15 protein-coding genes and 2 tRNA genes are annotated in these 17,042 nt (G+C 70.4%); 9 read left to right on the forward strand and 8 right to left on the reverse strand.

The features are described from left to right. Window positions 1-92: 92 nt before the first annotated feature. From ehuB to OHU89_RS19685, 6 genes are all read left to right on the forward strand, one after another. Window positions 93-1,022 carry an ectoine/hydroxyectoine ABC transporter substrate-binding protein EhuB gene (ehuB, locus tag OHU89_RS19660; RefSeq protein ID WP_405644602.1) on the forward strand — a complete coding sequence of 310 codons (930 nt, stop codon included), beginning with the start codon at window positions 93-95 and terminating at the stop codon, window positions 1,020-1,022. Further along, window positions 1,019-1,738 carry an ectoine/hydroxyectoine ABC transporter permease subunit EhuC gene (gene ehuC, locus OHU89_RS19665; RefSeq protein ID WP_405644603.1) on the forward strand — a complete coding sequence of 240 codons (720 nt, stop codon included), beginning with the start codon at window positions 1,019-1,021 and terminating at the stop codon, window positions 1,736-1,738. Before ehuB ends, ehuC begins: the two co-directional genes overlap by 4 nt. Beyond that, a complete protein-coding gene (ehuD, locus tag OHU89_RS19670) occupies window positions 1,735-2,385 on the forward strand; it encodes an ectoine/hydroxyectoine ABC transporter permease subunit EhuD (RefSeq protein ID WP_405644604.1) in 651 nt (216 codons plus the stop codon). Before ehuC ends, ehuD begins: the two co-directional genes overlap by 4 nt. 19 nt (window positions 2,386-2,404) lie before the next feature. Beyond that, window positions 2,405-3,166, forward strand: a complete 762-nt coding sequence (ehuA, locus tag OHU89_RS19675; protein WP_405654568.1) for an ectoine/hydroxyectoine ABC transporter ATP-binding protein EhuA — start codon at window positions 2,405-2,407, stop codon at window positions 3,164-3,166. 193 nt (window positions 3,167-3,359) lie between these two features. Next, window positions 3,360-4,118, forward strand: coding sequence for an IclR family transcriptional regulator (locus OHU89_RS19680; RefSeq protein ID WP_266891945.1), 759 nt, complete (start codon window positions 3,360-3,362; stop codon window positions 4,116-4,118). A 97-nt stretch (window positions 4,119-4,215) separates the two neighbouring features. Next, window positions 4,216-4,289: transfer RNA gene (locus OHU89_RS19685), tRNA-Lys, on the forward strand. Between the two features lie 137 nt (window positions 4,290-4,426). Here the strand turns inward: OHU89_RS19685 and OHU89_RS19690 are convergent. From OHU89_RS19690 to OHU89_RS19715, 6 genes are all read right to left on the reverse strand, one after another. After that, complete coding sequence (locus tag OHU89_RS19690) at window positions 4,427-6,076, reverse strand: long-chain-fatty-acid--CoA ligase (RefSeq protein WP_405644606.1); 1,650 nt, start codon at window positions 6,074-6,076, stop codon at window positions 4,427-4,429. A gap of 55 nt (window positions 6,077-6,131) precedes the next feature. Continuing rightward, window positions 6,132-6,665, reverse strand: a complete 534-nt coding sequence (locus OHU89_RS19695) for a DUF3592 domain-containing protein (RefSeq protein WP_405644607.1) — start codon at window positions 6,663-6,665, stop codon at window positions 6,132-6,134. Between the two features lie 58 nt (window positions 6,666-6,723). Then, window positions 6,724-7,131: a DUF3592 domain-containing protein gene (locus OHU89_RS19700; RefSeq protein ID WP_405644609.1), complete on the reverse strand. Its 408-nt coding sequence runs from the start codon at window positions 7,129-7,131 to the stop codon at window positions 6,724-6,726. A gap of 49 nt (window positions 7,132-7,180) precedes the next feature. Continuing rightward, window positions 7,181-7,786 (reverse strand): lytic polysaccharide monooxygenase, encoded by a 606-nt coding sequence (locus OHU89_RS19705; protein ID WP_405644611.1) that lies wholly within the window; start codon window positions 7,784-7,786, stop codon window positions 7,181-7,183. A gap of 98 nt (window positions 7,787-7,884) precedes the next feature. Next, window positions 7,885-9,027 carry an SPFH domain-containing protein gene (locus OHU89_RS19710; RefSeq protein ID WP_405644612.1) on the reverse strand — a complete coding sequence of 381 codons (1,143 nt, stop codon included), beginning with the start codon at window positions 9,025-9,027 and terminating at the stop codon, window positions 7,885-7,887. 64 nt (window positions 9,028-9,091) lie between these two features. Beyond that, window positions 9,092-10,360: a peptidoglycan-binding protein gene (locus OHU89_RS19715; protein WP_405644614.1), complete on the reverse strand. Its 1,269-nt coding sequence runs from the start codon at window positions 10,358-10,360 to the stop codon at window positions 9,092-9,094. A 224-nt stretch (window positions 10,361-10,584) separates the two neighbouring features. Here OHU89_RS19715 and OHU89_RS19720 point away from each other — a divergent pair. Next, window positions 10,585-10,658: transfer RNA gene (locus OHU89_RS19720), tRNA-Lys, on the forward strand. 140 nt (window positions 10,659-10,798) lie between these two features. After that, the gene (locus OHU89_RS19725) at window positions 10,799-13,915 is read left to right on the forward strand and encodes a BTAD domain-containing putative transcriptional regulator (RefSeq protein WP_405644616.1); all 3,117 of its coding nucleotides are present in this window, start codon (window positions 10,799-10,801) and stop codon (window positions 13,913-13,915) included. Between the two features lie 65 nt (window positions 13,916-13,980). Here OHU89_RS19725 and OHU89_RS19730 read toward each other — a convergent pair whose 3' ends face one another. Next, window positions 13,981-14,817, reverse strand: coding sequence for an ABC transporter permease (locus OHU89_RS19730; RefSeq protein WP_405644618.1), 837 nt, complete (start codon window positions 14,815-14,817; stop codon window positions 13,981-13,983). Between the two features lie 36 nt (window positions 14,818-14,853). After that, window positions 14,854-15,813, reverse strand: coding sequence for an ATP-binding cassette domain-containing protein (locus OHU89_RS19735; protein WP_266891929.1), 960 nt, complete (start codon window positions 15,811-15,813; stop codon window positions 14,854-14,856). Between the two features lie 230 nt (window positions 15,814-16,043). Between OHU89_RS19735 and OHU89_RS19740 the strand changes: the two genes are divergently transcribed. Next, window positions 16,044-16,760 (forward strand): FadR/GntR family transcriptional regulator, encoded by a 717-nt coding sequence (locus tag OHU89_RS19740; protein WP_405644620.1) that lies wholly within the window; start codon window positions 16,044-16,046, stop codon window positions 16,758-16,760. Window positions 16,761-17,042: the final 282 nt, after the last annotated feature.

Consider the following 17,042-nt stretch of genomic DNA (forward strand, 5'->3'; position numbering starts at 1 on the left):
TCCATGGTCCCGCGCCGGTCAAGAGCGCCTCGGTCGGGATCGGGCTCAAATCGACCGGCATAAGTCGCATCCGGTCGGGTAGCCGCGCCGCCATGGCTCCACCGATACGAAACGACATTCGAAACGACGTTCGGACCGACAGAAGCACGCCCGGAACCACTCGCCGATCGCTGCTCGCGGGGGTGGCGGCGCTCGGTGCGCTGGGGGCCGCGGGCTGCTCGCGGGTGGCCACGGCGTCGACGACGGACGGCGGTGATCTGCTCGAACGCCTCAGGGCGGCAGGTGTCGTACGGCTGGGAATAGCCGGCGAGATCCCCTTCGGCTACATCGACAAGGACGGCGAGCTGACCGGCGAGGCGCCCGAGCTCGCGAAGGCCATCTTCAAGCGGCTGGGCGTCGACCGCGTACAGCCCGTGCCCACCGAGTTCGGGTCGCTCATTCCCGGACTGAACTCACAGCAGTTCGATGTGGTCGCCGCCGGGATGTACGTGAATCCGGAGCGCTGTGAGCAGGTCATCTTCGCCGACCCGGACTATCAGATGCTCGATTCGTTCATCGTGCGCAAGGGCAATCCCAAGGGGCTGCGCGACTACAAGGACGTCGTCGAGAAGAAGGCCAAGTTCGCCACCGGGACCGGGTATGCCGAGATCCAGTACGCCGTCGACGCGGGGTACGACGAGAGCGACATCCTCATCGTCCCCGACCAGGTCGCGGGGCTGAACGCCGTCGAGTCCGGGCGGGCCGATGTCTTCGCCGGTACCGCGCTCACCACCCGCGAGGTCGTCAAGAAGTCCGCCAAGACCGAGGCCACCAAGGCCTTCGCACCCCTGGTGGACGGCAAGCCGCATGTCGACGGGGGCGCGTTCGCGTTCCGGCTGACCGAGACGAAGCTGCGGGACGCCTTCAACGTGGAGCTGCGGAAGCTGAAGAAGAGCGGGGAGCTGTTCCGGATCCTCAGGCCCTTCGGATTCACGGAGGCGGAGATGACCGACCTCACCGCGAAGGAGCTGTGCGGCGGATGACCACCGGACTGTGGGAACTCGTACTCAAGGGCGTGTGGACGACCGTCCAGCTGCTCGTCTTCAGCGCACTGCTGGCGGCCGCCGTCGCGTTCTTCGTCGGTGTCGCGCGCACCCATCGACTGTGGATCGTGCGCTTCCTCGCCGGCTTCTACACCGAGGTGTTCCGCGGAACCTCGGCGCTCATCATGATCTTCTGGGTGTACTTCGTGCTGCCGATCTCCTTCGGCTGGCAGCTGGTGCCGATGTGGGCGGGCACGCTGGCGCTCGGGCTCACCTACGGCGCGTACGGCTCGGAGATCGTGCGCGGCGCCCTGAACGCGGTCGACCCGGCGCAGAAGGAGGGCGGGATCGCGCTCAGTTTCACGCCCTGGCAGCGGCTCAGGCTGATCCTGCTGCCGCAAGCGGTGCCGGAGATGATCCCGTCGTTCTCCAACCTGCTGATCGAGCTGCTCAAGGGCACCGCGCTGGTGTCGATCATCGGCATGAGCGACCTGGCGTTCAGCGGCAGCCTGGTGCGGCTGGCACTTCAGGAGAGCCAGGAGATCTACACGTATCTGCTGGTCATCTACTTCGTGATCGCCTTCCTGCTCACCCGCGTGATGCGCGGGCTCGAGAAGAAGCTGAAGTCGGGGGTCGGCAAGGAACCGGAGCGCGGGGTGACCGCACACGAGCTGAAGCGGGCTGAGACGACGGGCGTCGGAGGTGGTGTCGCGTGAAGTGGGACTGGGGAGCGGTCGGCGACTTCATGCCGCAGTTCTGGGACGGTCTGCTGGTCACCCTGCAGGCGCTGGCGCTGGGCTCGGTGATCTCCTTCGCGCTGGGTCTGCTGTGGGCGCTGCTGATGCGGGCGCCGACCCGGTGGGTGACCTGGCCGGTGGGCGCGGTCACCGAGTTCATCCGGAACACCCCGCTGCTGGTGCAGCTGTTCTTCCTCTTCTACGTGCTGCCCGAGTGGGGCCTGACGTTCTCGGCGCTGACCACCGGCGTCCTCGCGATCGGCCTGCACTACTCGACGTACACGATGCAGGTCTACCGGGCCGGCATCGAGGCGGTGCCCGTCGGCCAGTGGGAGGCCGCGACGGCACTGAACCTGCCGGTGACCAGGACGTGGCGGGTGGTGATCCTCCCGCAGGCAATCCGCCGGGTCGTCCCCGCACTCGGCAACTACGTCATCGCCATGCTCAAGGACACGCCGCTGCTGATGGCGATCACCGTCCTCGACATGCTCGGTCAGGCGAAGCTCTTCGCCCAGGAGCACTTCCAGTTCACCGAGCCGCTGACCGTGATCGGCGTGGCCTTCATCCTCATCGCCTATCTGGCCTCCCTCCTCGTGCGAGCCCTGGAGCGTCGTCTTGTCCACTGACATCGAGCAGACCCCCGACATGAACCCCGCCGACAAGCGGCCCGACGGCGAGCTGATCCGCCTGGAGCAGGTCACCAAGCGGTTCGGGGACAACACCGTCCTGGACCATCTGGACTTCTCCGTCGAGGCCGGCAAACACGTCACCCTCATCGGGCCGTCCGGGTCGGGCAAGACCACGATCCTGCGGCTGCTGATGACGCTGACCAAGCCCGACGAGGGGATCATCACCGTCGACGGGCAGCAGCTGTTCCCTGCGCCGGAGAAACAGGTCCGCGAGGTCCGCAAGCAGATCGGGATGGTGTTCCAGCAGTTCAACCTGTTCCCGAACATGTCGGCGCTCAGGAACATCACCGAGGCGCCCGTCACCGTGCTCGGCATGTCCAAGGACGAGGCGGAGGAGCGCGCCCGCGAGCTGCTCGACCTGGTGGGCCTGTCCGACAAGTGCGACGCCCGTCCCTCCCAGCTCTCCGGCGGGCAGCAGCAGCGGGTGGCGATCGCGCGGGCGCTGGCGATGCGGCCGAAGGTGCTGCTGCTGGACGAGGTGACCTCCGCGCTGGACCCGGAGCTGGTCGCGGGCGTCCTGGACGTGCTCCGGGACATCGCCCGCTCCACCGACATCACGATGCTCTGTGTGACCCACGAGATGAATTTCGCCCGGGACATCTCGGACCAGGTCCTGATGTTCGACTCCGGGCGGATCATCGAGTCCGGTCCGCCGGAGAAGATCTTCAGCGAGCCGGCGAAGGACCGGACGCGGGAATTTCTCAGCGCGGTGCTCTGAGTACAAGAAGTGAAGGGCCCGATGTGCGAGGTCCAGCAGCTGGGGCATGACTCTGGCATATGCCAACGGGTCAGCGTCCCTGCTGAGAGGGATGGAATCTCATCAACAGGCCCTCACTTCAAGCCTCTTGCCCCTTATCGTAGAGAGGATTCGCTGTCCGGATTACGGCCCAGTAGAGCGCAGGGGGAACACCGTGGCGCTGAAGCACGAGCCGACCGCGCCGTACCACTCGGCCCAGGACGCCCTTCGCGTCCTGGAGGCCGTGGCGCGGCACACCACCGGAGTCACCGACACCGAGCTCGCCAAGCAGACCGCCATCGACCCGGAGCGCCTGACCACGCTCCTGCTGATGCTGCGCCGCGAGGGTTACGTCGAGCAGGTCGCCGACGGCGCGTACGTCACGGGGGACGCGCTGACCCGCCTCGGCTCCGCGCACGACCGTGAACAGGCCCTGCGCGAGACACTCCAGCGCACGCTGGACCGACTGCGCGACTCGGTCGGCGCGGCCGTCTATCTCAGCCGTTACGTGGACGGCGAGGTCACCATCACCCAGTACGCGGACGGGCCCACGACCCCGGTGGTCAACGAGTGGGTCGACTTCCGCTACTCCGCCCACGCGACCGCGCTCGGCAAGAGCCTGCTGGGCCAGCTGGACAACAACAGCCGCCGCGACCACCTCTCCCGGCACAAGATGGCCCGCCTCACCTCGCGGACCATCACCAGCGACAAGCTGCTGCTGTCCCGTCTGGAGTCCCAGCCGCCGACGGTGCCCCACCTCGATCTCCAGGAGTACGCGGTGGGCACGGTCTGCGCGGCCGTCCCGATCACCGCGGGCTCATCGGTGGGCTGCCTGGCCCTCTCACTCCCGGTCGAGCACGCCCACCGGCTCCGCCAGGCGGCGGACGCCCTGAACAGGAACGCGGCCCCGGTACTGCTGAGCCTCGCCATCTGAGCACCACCCACCGATGGTCAGAAGCACGCCCAAGGACCGGGTAGTATTTTCTTCGTCGCCAGCCGCGAAGCAAGAAAATGCAGCTGGCGAGAGTCATGCGCCGCTAGCTCAGTTGGTTAGAGCAGCTGACTCTTAATCAGCGGGTCCGGGGTTCGAGTCCCTGGCGGCGCACTTCAGAGGGGCCTCTCGTGGGAGCGAGGGGCCCTTCGGCATGACGGGGAGTTCTCCCCCAGCGCCGCCCGCAGGAGCAGCTGGGGGCGCGCGGCAGCGGCTGGGGGTCTGGGGGTTATCCCCCAGGGGATACAGCATCAGCGGGTCCGGGGTTCGAGTCCCTGGCGGCGCACTTCAGAGGGGCCTCTCGTGGGAGCGAGGGGTCCTTCGATGTCTTTGCGGGTGAGCTTGCGGTAGGTGCGTTCGCCGGGCGGGCGCCACCAGACCGGATCGGTGCACCGGAAGCCCTCTCTCCGCAGCAGTGCCCGGTGGATCTTGTTCGTCGCCGTGACCGGCATCCGCTCCACGACCCGGACGAACCGGGGCGCCATCTTCGTCCCGAGGTCGGGCTGCGCGGCCAGAAACGCGGCGAACCCCTCCGGTTCGAAGCTCCCGGCGATCGCCGCCATCACCTGGTCCCCGGTCACCGGATCCGGCACCGCGTACACGGCGACGGCGCCGGCACCCTCGTATCGCGCCAGGATGTTCTCGATCATCGCGGCGGCCAGGTTCTCGCTGTCGACGCGCAGCCGGTCGTCCGTACGGCCCGCGAAATAGAGGTAGCCGTCGGAGTCCCGGCAGAACAGGTCCCCCGTCCAGTACCAGCCGTCCCGCCGCCGCTCCCCCTCCGCCTCCGGATTCCGCCAGTACCCCTCGAAGGGGTTCGGCCCCTGGTTGACCAGTTCCCCGATCGCCTCGTCGCCGTTGAGCAGCTGCCCGGCCGCGTCGAACAGGGCCGCCGGACACTCCTTGCGCGACTCCGGATCGAGTACGACGAGCCCGGGCCCCGCCCGCCCGACGGCACCGGAAGGCGTACCGGGCGACCACTGCACGGCCGCCCCGCCCTCCGACGACCCGTACCCCTCCACCAACCGCACCCCGAACCGCCGCTCGAAGGCCGCGGCGTCCACGGCCCCGGCCTCGGTGCCGAAGCCCATGCGGAGCGGGTTGTCCCGGTCGTCGTCGCGCTCCGGGGTGGCGAGGAGGTACTGCACGGCCCGGCCCACATACGTGAAGTACGTCGCCCGGTAGCGCCGTACGTCCGCCAGGAACCCCGACGCCGAGAACCGCCGCCGCAGCGCGACCCCCGCACCGGCCGCGAGCGCGGGCGCCCAGTCGGAGATCACCGCGTTGCCGTGGAACATGGGCATGCAGACGTAGTGGACGTCGTCGGGCCGGACCCCGAACTGGTCGGCCAGCGAGCGCCCCGCGGCGGCCAGCCGGCCCTGTGTGCAGATCGCGGCCTTGGGGGCGCCGGTGGAGCCCGAGGTGAAGTAGAGGAGGAGGCAGTCACTCGGGGCCGCGGCGGAGGCGTCCGGCCGGGCGTCCGCGTACGGCGCGAGCAGGGCGTCGTACTCCTCGGTGCCGGTCACCAGCAGTTGGACACCCGGCAGTTCGAGGTCCTCCAGCAGAGGCAGCTGGGCCGGCTCGGTGACCAGGACGCGGCATTCGGCGTGCAGGATGTCGCGGGCGAGTTCGGGACCTCGGCGGGTGGGGTTGATGCCGGCGACGGCTGCGCGGGCGAGGGCGGCCGCGCTCAACCAGAGGGGGTATTCAGGGGTGTTGTCGAGGAGGACGCCGATATGGGCGCCCGGTGGCAGCAGGTCGGTCAGCAGCGCCGCCCGGGCCGCGACGGCGGCCGCGACCTGGTGATGGGTGAGCGTGCGTTCCTCGAACCACAGCCCCGGCCGGTGGTCGTCCCACCGGGCGGCGACGAGTTCCGCGACCGTGCGCCTGTTGGACTCCATGGCGGCGCACGGTAGTTGATGGGACGTCAGATGTGGAGAGCCGCGGGGCCAGGGGTCACGGGGTCAGCGTCACGCCGTCCACGACGACGGTGTTGGAGGTGTCGTCGCCATCGTCGCCGAATCCGAACTCGTCGGACATCGCGTGGAACGTGACCATGAAGCCGACGCAGAACACCACGAACACGCCGAGGAACGCCAGGATGCCCACGGTGGACGCCGCCAGCCTGCCACGCTGCGGCGGCTTGGCCGTGGCGACCACGTTCTGGCCCTCGGCGTAGTGGATGGTGACGAAGTCGCCCTCGAGGTTGGTCGCCGGGCCGTTCTCCTCCTCGAAGCGGACCGTGCGGCCGTCGCGGGCGGTGAACTCGTAGACATGGTGCAGCGTGGTGCTCACGGACGAGTCGCCACCGCCGCCGTGCATCGTCGTGAACACCCGCAGACAGCGCCCCTCGGCCGTCAGTCCGCTGTTCCAGGCGCTGCGGATCTGCAGCGAGCGCCGCAGCACCCGGTAGGACAGGTAGAGGACCCCGGCCAGCATGAGGCTGGGTACGAGGTAGAAGAGGACGTCCATGGTGCTTCCCCCGGTCAAAGTACTGATCGTGGAGGGAACGTACCCGCCGGGGATGCCGGACTGTCTCAAGTAAGGCTCAGAGTTCCGGCACGGTCGTCCAGGCGTACAGGATCGCGATGACGGCCGCCCCGATGAAGAACAGTCCGAACACCATGCCCGCCGTGTCCTTGCCGGGCTGCGGCTCGGACGCGGTGGCCTTCTCGGGGTCGGCCGGCGTGTAGTACACGAGGACCTCCTCGCCGCTGTCGCGGTCCCGGGGGCCGCCGCTCTCCTTGAAGCGGACCGCGAGGCCGTCGCCGGTGGTGTAGTCGTACTCGTGCCACTGCACGCGCCGGGCCACGTTGTTGACCATCTGGGTCGTGGCCCAGGCGCGCACCACCCTCGCCTGCGCGGTCAGTCCGCTCTCCCAGGCGGCTCGCCGCTCCCTGGTCCGGCGTACGAGTGCGTACCCGCCCCAGACCAGGAGGGCGATCATCAGGGGCATCACTATGTTGAAGTAGGGATTCACGGAACGCGGACCCTACCGGAGTTGATCAGAAGGTGACGTCCGAGCAGGCGTAGAACGCGTTGCCGGTGTCCGCGATCGTCCATACCGCGAGGATCACGTGGTGGCCGCTCAGGCCCGACGGCAGGGTGCCGCTGTGGGAGAGGGTGGCCGGGGGCTGCTGGCTGTTGTACGGGACCGTGAGGAACGGGGTCAGGTTGAGGTCGGAGCGGGCCAGGTTGTGGTTCTGGTTCCAGCCCGCCTTCGTGACGTAGTACTTGAAGTCCGTGGTGGCGTGGCGTGCGGTGAACTGCCAGCGGAACGTGTAGCTCTGACCGCCCGTCACCCTGGTGGTGGGCCAGGCGCCGCCCGAGGGGGTCTTCGGCGAGCTGAGCTGGCTGAACCGGCTGTGGCCACCGCTGCATATCGTCCCGTCGGCCGGGCCGGAACCGGGGAAGCCCTTGGGGCCCTCGACGCTCTGCGGCTCCCACTGGATGTCGCCGCAGTTGGTCACGGTGCCGTTCTGACAGAGCTTCTGCCGGCTGACGGGGAGGTCGGTGTATCCGTGTCCGCTCGCGCCGCCGGAGGAGAGCACGAGGGCTCCGGCCGTGCTGAGGCCCAGCACGGCGGCGTACCACTTGGTCTTTTTGCGCATGCTGCCGCTCCCTGGAGAACGTGGGGGAAGTTCAGTGAGCCGTGCAGGTCTAGACCAAGTCCCAGATTATTGCCGTTACTTGAGCATGTCCAGACCAATCACTGACCCGTCTCCCCGCGCCCCGCGCAGAACGCCACCGTCAAGTCCTTGACCAGCGCCTTGCGTTCGTAGTCGTCCAGTTCCACCAGGCCCCGCATGGTCAGCCGGCTCACCGTGTCCTCCACCGAGTCCACGACCGACGTCAGCACGCTCGACCGGTGCTGGGCGTCCAGTGCGGCGATCCGGCGGCGGTGCATCGCGGGGGCGACCTCGGGGGCGTACTCGACGCGCACCGGCTGCACCGAGAACACCTCCAGGCCGACCGGCCCCGCGTCCGCCGCCACCAGCCGGGTCAGCGCGTCCGTCGCCGAGTCCACCGACGCCCTCGCCGAGCCCGGCGGCTCCACCGGCACCCGCGCCAGCGCCGCCTCCACGCACTCGCGCAGATACGTCTCGTGGTCCTCGACCCCCAGCGTGGCCCGCGCGGTGTCCCGCACCCGCCACACCACGAGGACGACCACCCGCAGCGCGACCCCGTTGCCGTCGGCGGCCGGCATCGGTTCGCTGCGCCAGTGCCGCAGCCGGACATCGACCCGGCGACGCAGCAACAGCGGGTTGACCCACATCAGGCCGGTGCGCCGGACCGTGCCCCGGTAGCGGCCGAAGAGGCCGAGCACCCAGGCCCGCCCGGTCCGCCCGCGGGCCAGCCCGCCGAAGCCGAACAGGCTCAGAGCACCGGCCCCGGCGTACGCGGCCCACTGGGCGGGACCGAGCCCGGCCCCGACGAACTCCGGCAGCCGCAGCGCCTCCACCGCGAGCGGCGAGAGCACACCCGCCCACCACGAGGTGGCCACGCACCCGGCCATCCCGCAGGTCCCGGCGAGTACCCCCGCCGAGCCGGGCAGCACCCGCGCGGGCCGCTCCACGAGGTCCGGGTCGACTTGGGCCACGGGGCGCGGCTTGGCCGGTACCGGGCGCCGGAAGCGCGGCTGCTCGCCGGTGCCCTGCCGGCGCCCCACGACCGCGGGGCCCAGCGACGCCGGTGCCGGATGGTCCGGGTCGTCGCGGAACAGCAGATGGACGGGGATCTCGGTGGTCGTCTCGTTCTGGATGAGCCGGGCGGGCCGGGACGTGGTGGTCGTCTCGGCAGGCCCTTCGGGCTCCGGTGTCGATGAGGGGGTGTGGGAAGTGGTCGTGCTCATGCGTGCCTCCAGCCTCCGCGCCAGAAACGTCATGACAGTGGATGGGTTGTTGCGGGACAGCGGCCTATGCGAACAGCCGCCGCCAGGTCTCCGGCCCCGGATAGCCGTCCGCCGCGCCGCCCCGCCAGCCCTGGGTGCGTTGGAAGGCCTCCACGGCTCGCCGGTCCGACTCGCCCCAGCGCGGACCGGGGCCGGTCGTGTAGTACTTGCCGAACCCCTTCTTCACCAGCTGCTTTCCGAGCAGGGTGACGTATTTGTTGCTGACGCCGGGCCGGAACATCGCCCGTCCCGGATAGCCGGACACCCCGTGCGAGGAGGGTGGCCCCGGTGCGGCGGGCGCGGTCGCCCCGGTCTTGATGTCCTTGCCCTGGCCCGTCGCCAGCAGCGTCCAGGTCTGCGGCCCCGGCAGCCCGTCGGCGTCCCGGCCCTGCCAGCCCTGTGCCTGCTGGAAGGCCTGGGTGGCACGGCGGTCCGTGTCCGTCCAGCGGGGGCCCGGGCCCGAGGTGTAGTAGCGGCCTGCGCCGCGCTCGACGAGCATGCGGCCCAGCTCGGTGACGTACTTGTTGTTGGCTCCGGGGCCGAAGTAGGCGGCGCCGGGGTACGGGGCGGCCTCCGTCGCCGACGGCTCGTTCGGCTTGTCGCTGCCCGCCGTGCCCGCCATCAGCCCCTTGTAGCGGTAGGCGGTGTAGCGGACCGAGTTGCTCCAGTACGCGTACGGGGTGGCCTGCTTGCGGGCGCGCGGGCGGGTCTCCTCGTAAGCGATGTAGTAGGTGTGCGTGTAGTCCGTCCAGCCGCCGAAGATGACCACGTGCGAGCCCTTCTCGGGGTCCGCCGGATTGTGGAACAGCAGGATGTCGCCGGGCTGGAGGTCGTCCTTGGGAATCTTCACCCCGTACTGGTCGAGGCTGCCCGTCCATTCGTTGCCCGGCAGGTTCCAGGCCATCGAGACGAAGCCCGAGCAGTCCTGCCGGTAACCGTCGGACCAGTACTCCGACATGCTGTACGGGACCTGCGCGGCGACCCAGTTCTTGGCTCGCGTGATGATCTCGGCGCGGGTGGTGGCCGGTGTCCTGATCACCGCCGGTTTGCCGCCGGGGCCGTGCAGCGGGGTCTTGCCGCCCTGCGGGGTGTCGGGCTCGTCACCTGCGGGAACGCCGGGACGGGCGGGGTGGCTGGGGGCGTGCGGAGCGGCGAGGGCGGGGGCCGCGTGGCCGACGAGGACGGTGGAGGCGGCCGCGGCGAGAACGACCGCGCGGTGGGCCGCCGGGTGGGTGCCGGTGCGGGAATGCGGCAGTACGCGCCTCCAGTGAACGCATCCGGGGCAGTCGCTCATGGGATCGAATTCCTCGAATGCCGGTTCCTTGAATCCCGGAGCCTCCATGCGATTCCCCTCACACTCCAGATGGAAATGTCCGCGACTGTGCACATTCGTCAGTTTCTCAACTGTCTTCCCGACGCGCATGTTGACGGTCCGAATGATGTACGGCGACCACTCCGCCCCTGGTGAGGCGGTCCGGAGCACTCCTAAACATCGGGTAGAGTTCTCCGGGTCAGTAGGCGCCGCTAGCTCAGTTGGTTAGAGCAGCTGACTCTTAATCAGCGGGTCCGGGGTTCGAGTCCCTGGCGGCGCACAGACAACGAAGGCCCCTCACTCAAGTGAGGGGCCTTTCGTGTTGTGGGGGCCTGGGCGGGGGTTTACCGGGGCGGTCAAGTGGGTGATCCTTAGCGCGCGTTGGGGTCGAGGGGCGGCTCAGCGGGTGGGGGAATTGGCATGTTCAGGGTGGATCTGTTGGGCTCGGTGCGGGTGCACGGCGGGGACGGTTCCGTCGACATCGGCGGCGCGCGGCTGCGGATGCTGCTCGCCCGGCTCGCCCTCGAAGCCGGCCGCCCGGTCTCCGTGGACTCCCTGGTGGACGGACTGTGGGGCGAGCAGCCCCCCGCCGACGCGGCCAACGCGCTGCAGGCCCTGGTGTCCCGGCTGCGCAAGGCCCTGCGCGGCACCGGCACGGTGGACGCCGTGGCGGGCGGCTACCGGCTCTCCGTACAGGAAGAGGACGTGGACACGTACCGCTTCGAGGACCTGGCGGGCCGGGGCAGACACGCCCTCGCGGCAGGCCGGACCGAGGAGGCGGCACGGACACTCACGGCCGCGCTGGGCCTGTGGCGGGGCGAGGCCCTCGCGGATGTGCTGGAGGCCCCGTTCGCGGGCGCGGCCGCCACCCGCCTCGACGAACTGCGGGCCGCGGCCGTCGAGGACCGCTTCGACGCCGAGCTGCGGGCGGGGCGTTACGCCGACGTCCTGGCCGACCTCGAGGCGGCGGGCGCCCGACGGCCGTTGAGCGAGCGCCTCGCGGGCCTGCGGATGCGTGCGCTGTCGGCGGCGGGCCGCCAGTCCGATGCCCTCGCCGTCTACGAGGACCTGCGCGGCAGGCTGGGCGACGAGCTCGGCGTCGATCCGTCGGCCGAGGTCCGGGAGATCCATCTCGCGCTGCTGCGCGGCGAGTTGGAGCGTCCGGCAGCACGGCCCACGAACGCCCCGAGCCGACTGCCGGCCCGGCTGACCAGCTTCGTCGGCCGTGACGGCGAACTGGACCGGCTCGCGGATCTGATGGGTTCGGCCCGTCTGGTGACCCTGGTCGGCCCGGGCGGCGCGGGCAAGACGCGGCTGTCCCTGGAGGCCGCGACGAGGGACACCGCACACGCCCGGGACCGCGTCCGCTTCGTGCCCCTCGCGGGTGTGAGCCGCCTCGACCAGCTGGCCGACGTGGTGCTCGGTGCGCTCAGCTCCACCGACGGCCGGCTGTACGAGGGCGGCGGGGCCCAGCAGGCCTCCGCGGTGGAGCGGACGGCGGAGCTCCTCGGCAGTGGCGACACCCTGCTCCTGATCGACAACTGCGAGCACGTCGTCGAGGCGGTCGCCGAGCTCGCCGATCAACTCCTCGCACGCCTGCCCGAGTTGCGTATCCTCGCCACCAGCCGCGAGCCCCTCGCCATCAACGGCGAGTCGCTGTTCCATCTCGGGCCCCTGGACGTCCCCACGGGGTCGCCCGAGCCGGCCGAGGCGATGGCGGCGGCCGCGGTCCGGCTGTTCGTGGACCGGGCCGCCGGGGTCCGGCAGGATTTCGCCCTCGACGAGTCGAGCCTGGACGCCGTCCTGGAGATCTGCCGCCGCCTGGACGGGATGCCGCTCGCCCTGGAGCTGGCCGCGGCCAAGCTGCGGTCGATGGGCGTGGACCAGATCGCGCGCCGCCTCGACGACCGGTTCCGGCTGCTCTCCTCCGGCAGCCGGACGGCCCTGCCGCGTCAGCGCACCCTGCTCGCGATGGTCGAGTGGAGCTGGGACCTGCTCGACGAACCGGAGCGGATCCTCGCCCGCAGACTGTCCGCCTTCCCCGGCGGGGCGACGCTCGCGGCCCTGGAAACGGTCTGCTCGGACCCGCAGCTGCCCGCCGACGACGTCCTCTACGTGCTCGGCGCGCTGATCGAGAAGTCGCTGGTGCAGGAGGTCCGGGACGCCGACGGTGAGCCGCGTTACCGGATGCTGGACACCGTCCGCGCGTACGCGGCCCGGCGCCTGGCCGAGTCCGGCGACGACCTCACGGCCCGCTTCACGGCGTACCACCTGGCCCTGGCCCAGCGGCACGAACCGCTCCTGCGCACCGGCGCACAGCTGCGCGCCACCGCCGTCTTCGACAGCGAGCACGACAACCTCACGCACGCGCTGCGGCTCGTCCGGGATGCCGGGGACCGGGAGACGGCGGTGCGGTTCGGTGCCGCGATGTTCTGGTACTGGGGCATACGGGGGATGGGCAGCCGGCTCGAGACCCATCTGGCGGCCGTGGCCGAGTCCGCCGCCGGCCCGGCGGCCTTGGGTGGGGACTCGGCGGTGGACCGTGAGTTCCATCCCGCCGGGCTGCTCCTGCGGATGTCCCAGGTCGCCTTCGGGGGCAGCTCGCCGACGGCTGACGATCTGCTCGCCTCGTCCGATCCGTGGGTGCGGGCCAGCGCCCATCTCGCGCGGGACTTCGCGCTCACCGAGCAGGGCGACCTGGAGACCGGGGTGCCGTCGCGGATCGAGGCGCTGCGGGGCTTCGAGGCGGTGGGTGACCGGTGGGGGATCGTGCTCGCGCTGATGCCGATCGGCCGTGACCACTCCCTGCGCGGGGAGCACGCCTCGGCCATCGCGACCTTCGAACGGGCCGTCGTCCTCAGCTCCGAACTGGGCACCGAGGACTACCTCTATCTCAGTAAGGCCCGACTCGCCCGTGAGCGGCGGCGCAGCGGAGACCTCGACGGCGCGTTCCGTGATCTGCGCGCCGCACACCGCCAGGCCAGGGAGCGCGGCCAGCTGCGGCTGGAGGCCAACATCCTGGTCGGCCTCGCGAACGCGCACCGGATGTCCGGGGACGTGGACCAGGCGAACCGGACCCTGGACCACCTGGAGGCGCTGTCCCGCCGCCGCCCCGACCTCGCCGAACTCGCCCATGACCTGGTCGTCAGCACCCGCGTCGAGAACCATCTCGCCGAAGGCCGCGCCTCCGAGGCCCGGGCTCTGCTCCCCCGGGCGGCGGGCGCTCTCTTCGGTCAGGGCGCCGGGGCGGGCCTCGCCTGGGTCGCCGAACTCCTGGGCGGTCTGCGCACCCTGGAGGGCGACCCGACCGCCGGAGCGACCGCGTTCGGGATCAGTGAGGTCATGCGCGGCGCCTTCGACGCCGGGGAGCCGGAGCTCCAGGGGCATCGGAGGCGGATGGTCGGGGCGCTGGGCGAGGAGGGGTATCGCACGGCGTACGGGACGGGGGCGGCCATGCCTCGGGCGGAGGCGCGGGACTGGCTGGAGCGGGAGGCGCTGGGGGTCCGGGCGGTGCAGGCTCCGGTGAGGGTGGAGTAGCACGACGACGGGGTGGGCGCCGCACGTGATGTGCGGCGCCCACCCCGTCGAGCAGGGTCACCGGGTCAGCCGTTGTTCTTGCGGTAGGCGCGCATCGCCAGGGGCAGGAACACCACGACCATGCCGGCCATCCACGCCAGGCTGCCCGCCAGGGGTGAGGCGACGGCGCCGTCGCCGAGGAGGCCTCGGGTGGTGTCGGCCATGAGGGAGACGGGGTTGACGTCGGACCAGGCGCGGAGCCAGCCGGACATGTCGTCGGCGGGGACGAAGACGTTGCTGGCGAAGGTGAGGGGCAGCACCAGGATGGTCATCAGGCCCTGTACGGAACCGGGGGTCTTGGCCACCATGCCGAGCCACACCGACATCCAGGAGAAGGACATCGCGAAGGCGATGAGCAGACCGAGGGCGGCGAGCGCGGCGGGCACGGTGGTGTCGGGGCGGTATCCCATGATCAGCGCGAGGACGACCAGGGTGCCCAGGCACACGGCGTAGCGGACGAAGTCGGCGAGGACGGCGCCGATCAGCGGGGCCGAGCGGGCGATCGGCATGGAACGGAACCGGTCGAAGATGCCGGTGCTCGCGTCCGCGTTGAGGGAGACCCCGATGCCGATGCTGGCCTGGAACACGGTCATCACCATGACGCCGGGGACGATCAGCTGCACGTAGGCGTCCTGGTCGCCGCCGGAGATCGCCTTGCCGAAGAGGTAGACGAACATCAGCAGGGAGATGATCGGGGTCAGGACCACGTCGACCAGTTGGAGCGGGGAGCGCAGGAACTTGGTGGCGCCCCGTCCGGCCAGGGCCAGGCTGTGGTGGAGCGTGGGCACGAGACCGATCCGGGCAGGCTTGGCGGGGGCGGACGGCGCAGCGGTGTCGGGGGTGGTGAGGATGTCGGTGGCCATGACGGTGGAGTCCTTCCGGGTGGGGAGAGGCGGGGGTCAGACGGCGGCCGGTTCGGTGGCGGCCACGGCGGGTGCGTGGCCGGTCAGGGCGAGGAACACCTCGTCCAGGCTGGGCAGCCGCAGCCCGAGCTCGTCGGCCGAGATGCCGGCGCCGTCGAGCCGGCGGGCGACCGCGGAGACCAGCAGCGGCTCGTCGGCCGGCACGGTGAGCACGCCCGACTCCTCGGCGGCGGCATGCCCGGACAGCTCGGCCAGGATCGCGGCCACCTGCGGAACGTCGGCCGGCACGGTCGGGCGGACTTGAAGGATCTGTCCGCCGACGCGGCGCTTGAGCTCCCCGGGCCGGCCCTCGGCGACCTTGCGGCCCTTGTCGAACACCGTGATGGAGTCGGCGAGCTGGTCGGCCTCCTCCAGGTACTGCGTGGTGAGCAGGACCGTGGAGCCGTCCGCGACCAGCCCCTTGACCACGTCCCAGACCTCCTGGCGGGCGTGCGGGTCGAGTCCGGTGGTGGGCTCGTCCAGGAAGAGGATCCGGGGCCGGCCGACCAGGCTCGCGGCCAGATCGAGCCGGCGGCGCATACCGCCGGAGAAGGTGGCGATGGGGCGCTTGGCGGCCTCGGTGAGCGAGAAGTTCTCCAGGAGCTCCGCGGCCCTGGTCCTCGCGTCCCGCCGGGACAGACCGAGCAGCCGGCCGATCAGGACCAGGTTCTCGGCGCCGGACAGCGTCTCGTCCACCGAGGCGTACTGGCCGGTCAGCCCGATCAGCTGCCGTACCCGCACCGGGTCCTTGGCGATGTCGTGCCCGCCGATGGTCGCGTGGCCCGCGTCGGGCCGCAGCAGCGTGGCCAGGATGCGCACGGTGGTGGTCTTGCCGGCACCGTTGGGGCCCAGGACGCCGACGACCTTGCCAGCCGGGACCTCCAGGTCCACCCCGTCCAGGGCGGTGAAGTCCCCGTACTTCTTGACCAGCCCCTCGGCGCGGATCGCGTAGGACATCTCAACTCCTCGTCAGCTGCCTGCCGTTCTCGATGAGCAGGACTCTGCAGGGAGGCGCTGACAGGCCGCGGACATCCCGCTGACAGAGCCGGCGGGCGCGCTGACAGGACGTACGAGGGCTGTCAGGACGTACGAGAGGTGTCCGGGGGGGGCAGGGAAATCCCAGGTCACGAAAGTCCCCCGGGCGAACGGGGCGCTTCCTGGCCGTTTGGCCGGATACCCTCTCGCCCATGGCAGCCCGTGACCTCCAGGAGCGGATCAAGCGGCTCATCCTCGACGAGCGGCTGGCCCCGGGGGCGCCGCTGCCCACCGAGCCCGAGCTGATGGAGTACCTGGGAGCGAGCCGGAACTCGGTGCGCGAGGCCCTCAAGGCGCTGCAGGCGATGGGGATCGTGGAGATCCGGCACGGGTTCGGGACGTTTGTCGGACCGATGTCCCTGGCGCCGATGGTCGAGGGGCTCGCGTTCCGTACGGTCGCCGGGCACTACCGGGGCGAGGACTCGCTGCTGCAGTTGCTGGAGCTCCGGGAGGCGGTGGAGACGGGGCTCGTGTCGCGGCTCGCGGGGCGGCTGCCGCAGTCCGATCTCGTTGAACTGGACGGGCTCGTGAGCCGTATGGAACAACAGGCCGCGCACGGAGGCGACGGCCTGGCCGACACCGACCGAGCGTTTCACGCCACCTTGTACCGGGGTTTGGACAACGTGTTGTTGAGCGAGGTGCTGGAGGCGTTCCGGGACGCCTTCCACCGCGTACGCACGGATCTCGGGGGTGTGCCGCGGGATCCGTGGATCACCTGCAGGCAGCACCGGGAGATCTTCGATGCGGTACGGTCCGGGGATGCGATACGGGCAGAGGGGGCTATACGGGAGCACTTCGGCAACATCCGTGCCCGACTGTCCACAACCTCCCCACAAGGCCCCCACAGGGGCCACAATGAACGCGTATGACCGGTAAACACCGCGTTTCGCATCTTGCGATCATGCCTGACACCGTAGAAACCTGGTTTTCAAGATGCTGCGGATACGCGGCACTTGGGGGGGCACGGAGCCGGTTGCCGGTGATGACGGGGAGGGGGCCCCGTTCATAGGACGATGCCGAGGGGGGCATCATGCAACCGGAAGGTCGCAGTTCCATGTCTATTGGTGTGGAGAATGTGGTGACTGCGGCCCACCACTGATACGTCTGTGAAGAGTCGAGGGGGACTCGAGCAGACGTAAGGAACCGACAAA

Origin of the sequence: Streptomyces sp. NBC_00019 (assembly GCF_045041015.1) — a bacterium.
Classification (GTDB): Bacteria; Actinomycetota; Actinomycetes; order Streptomycetales; family Streptomycetaceae; genus Streptomyces.

What these genes read in the sequence shown, in the direction of transcription:
- OHU89_RS19725 (WP_405644616.1), top strand. Translation starts at nt 10,799, where the DNA reads ATGTTCAGGGTGGATCTGTTGGGCTCGGTGCGGGTGCACGGCGGGGAC.
- OHU89_RS19715 (WP_405644614.1), bottom strand. Translation starts at nt 10,360, where the DNA reads ATGAGCGACTGCCCCGGATGCGTTCACTGGAGGCGCGTACTGCCGCAT.
- ehuC (WP_405644603.1), top strand. Translation starts at nt 1,019, where the DNA reads ATGACCACCGGACTGTGGGAACTCGTACTCAAGGGCGTGTGGACGACC.
- ehuA (WP_405654568.1), top strand. Translation starts at nt 2,405, where the DNA reads ATGAACCCCGCCGACAAGCGGCCCGACGGCGAGCTGATCCGCCTGGAG.
- OHU89_RS19740 (WP_405644620.1), top strand. Translation starts at nt 16,044, where the DNA reads ATGGCAGCCCGTGACCTCCAGGAGCGGATCAAGCGGCTCATCCTCGAC.
- OHU89_RS19730 (WP_405644618.1), bottom strand. Translation starts at nt 14,817, where the DNA reads ATGGCCACCGACATCCTCACCACCCCCGACACCGCTGCGCCGTCCGCC.
- ehuB (WP_405644602.1), top strand. Translation starts at nt 93, where the DNA reads ATGGCTCCACCGATACGAAACGACATTCGAAACGACGTTCGGACCGAC.
- OHU89_RS19700 (WP_405644609.1), bottom strand. Translation starts at nt 7,131, where the DNA reads ATGCCCCTGATGATCGCCCTCCTGGTCTGGGGCGGGTACGCACTCGTA.
- OHU89_RS19735 (WP_266891929.1), bottom strand. Translation starts at nt 15,813, where the DNA reads ATGTCCTACGCGATCCGCGCCGAGGGGCTGGTCAAGAAGTACGGGGAC.
- OHU89_RS19705 (WP_405644611.1), bottom strand. Translation starts at nt 7,786, where the DNA reads ATGCGCAAAAAGACCAAGTGGTACGCCGCCGTGCTGGGCCTCAGCACG.
- OHU89_RS19690 (WP_405644606.1), bottom strand. Translation starts at nt 6,076, where the DNA reads ATGGAGTCCAACAGGCGCACGGTCGCGGAACTCGTCGCCGCCCGGTGG.
- OHU89_RS19710 (WP_405644612.1), bottom strand. Translation starts at nt 9,027, where the DNA reads ATGAGCACGACCACTTCCCACACCCCCTCATCGACACCGGAGCCCGAA.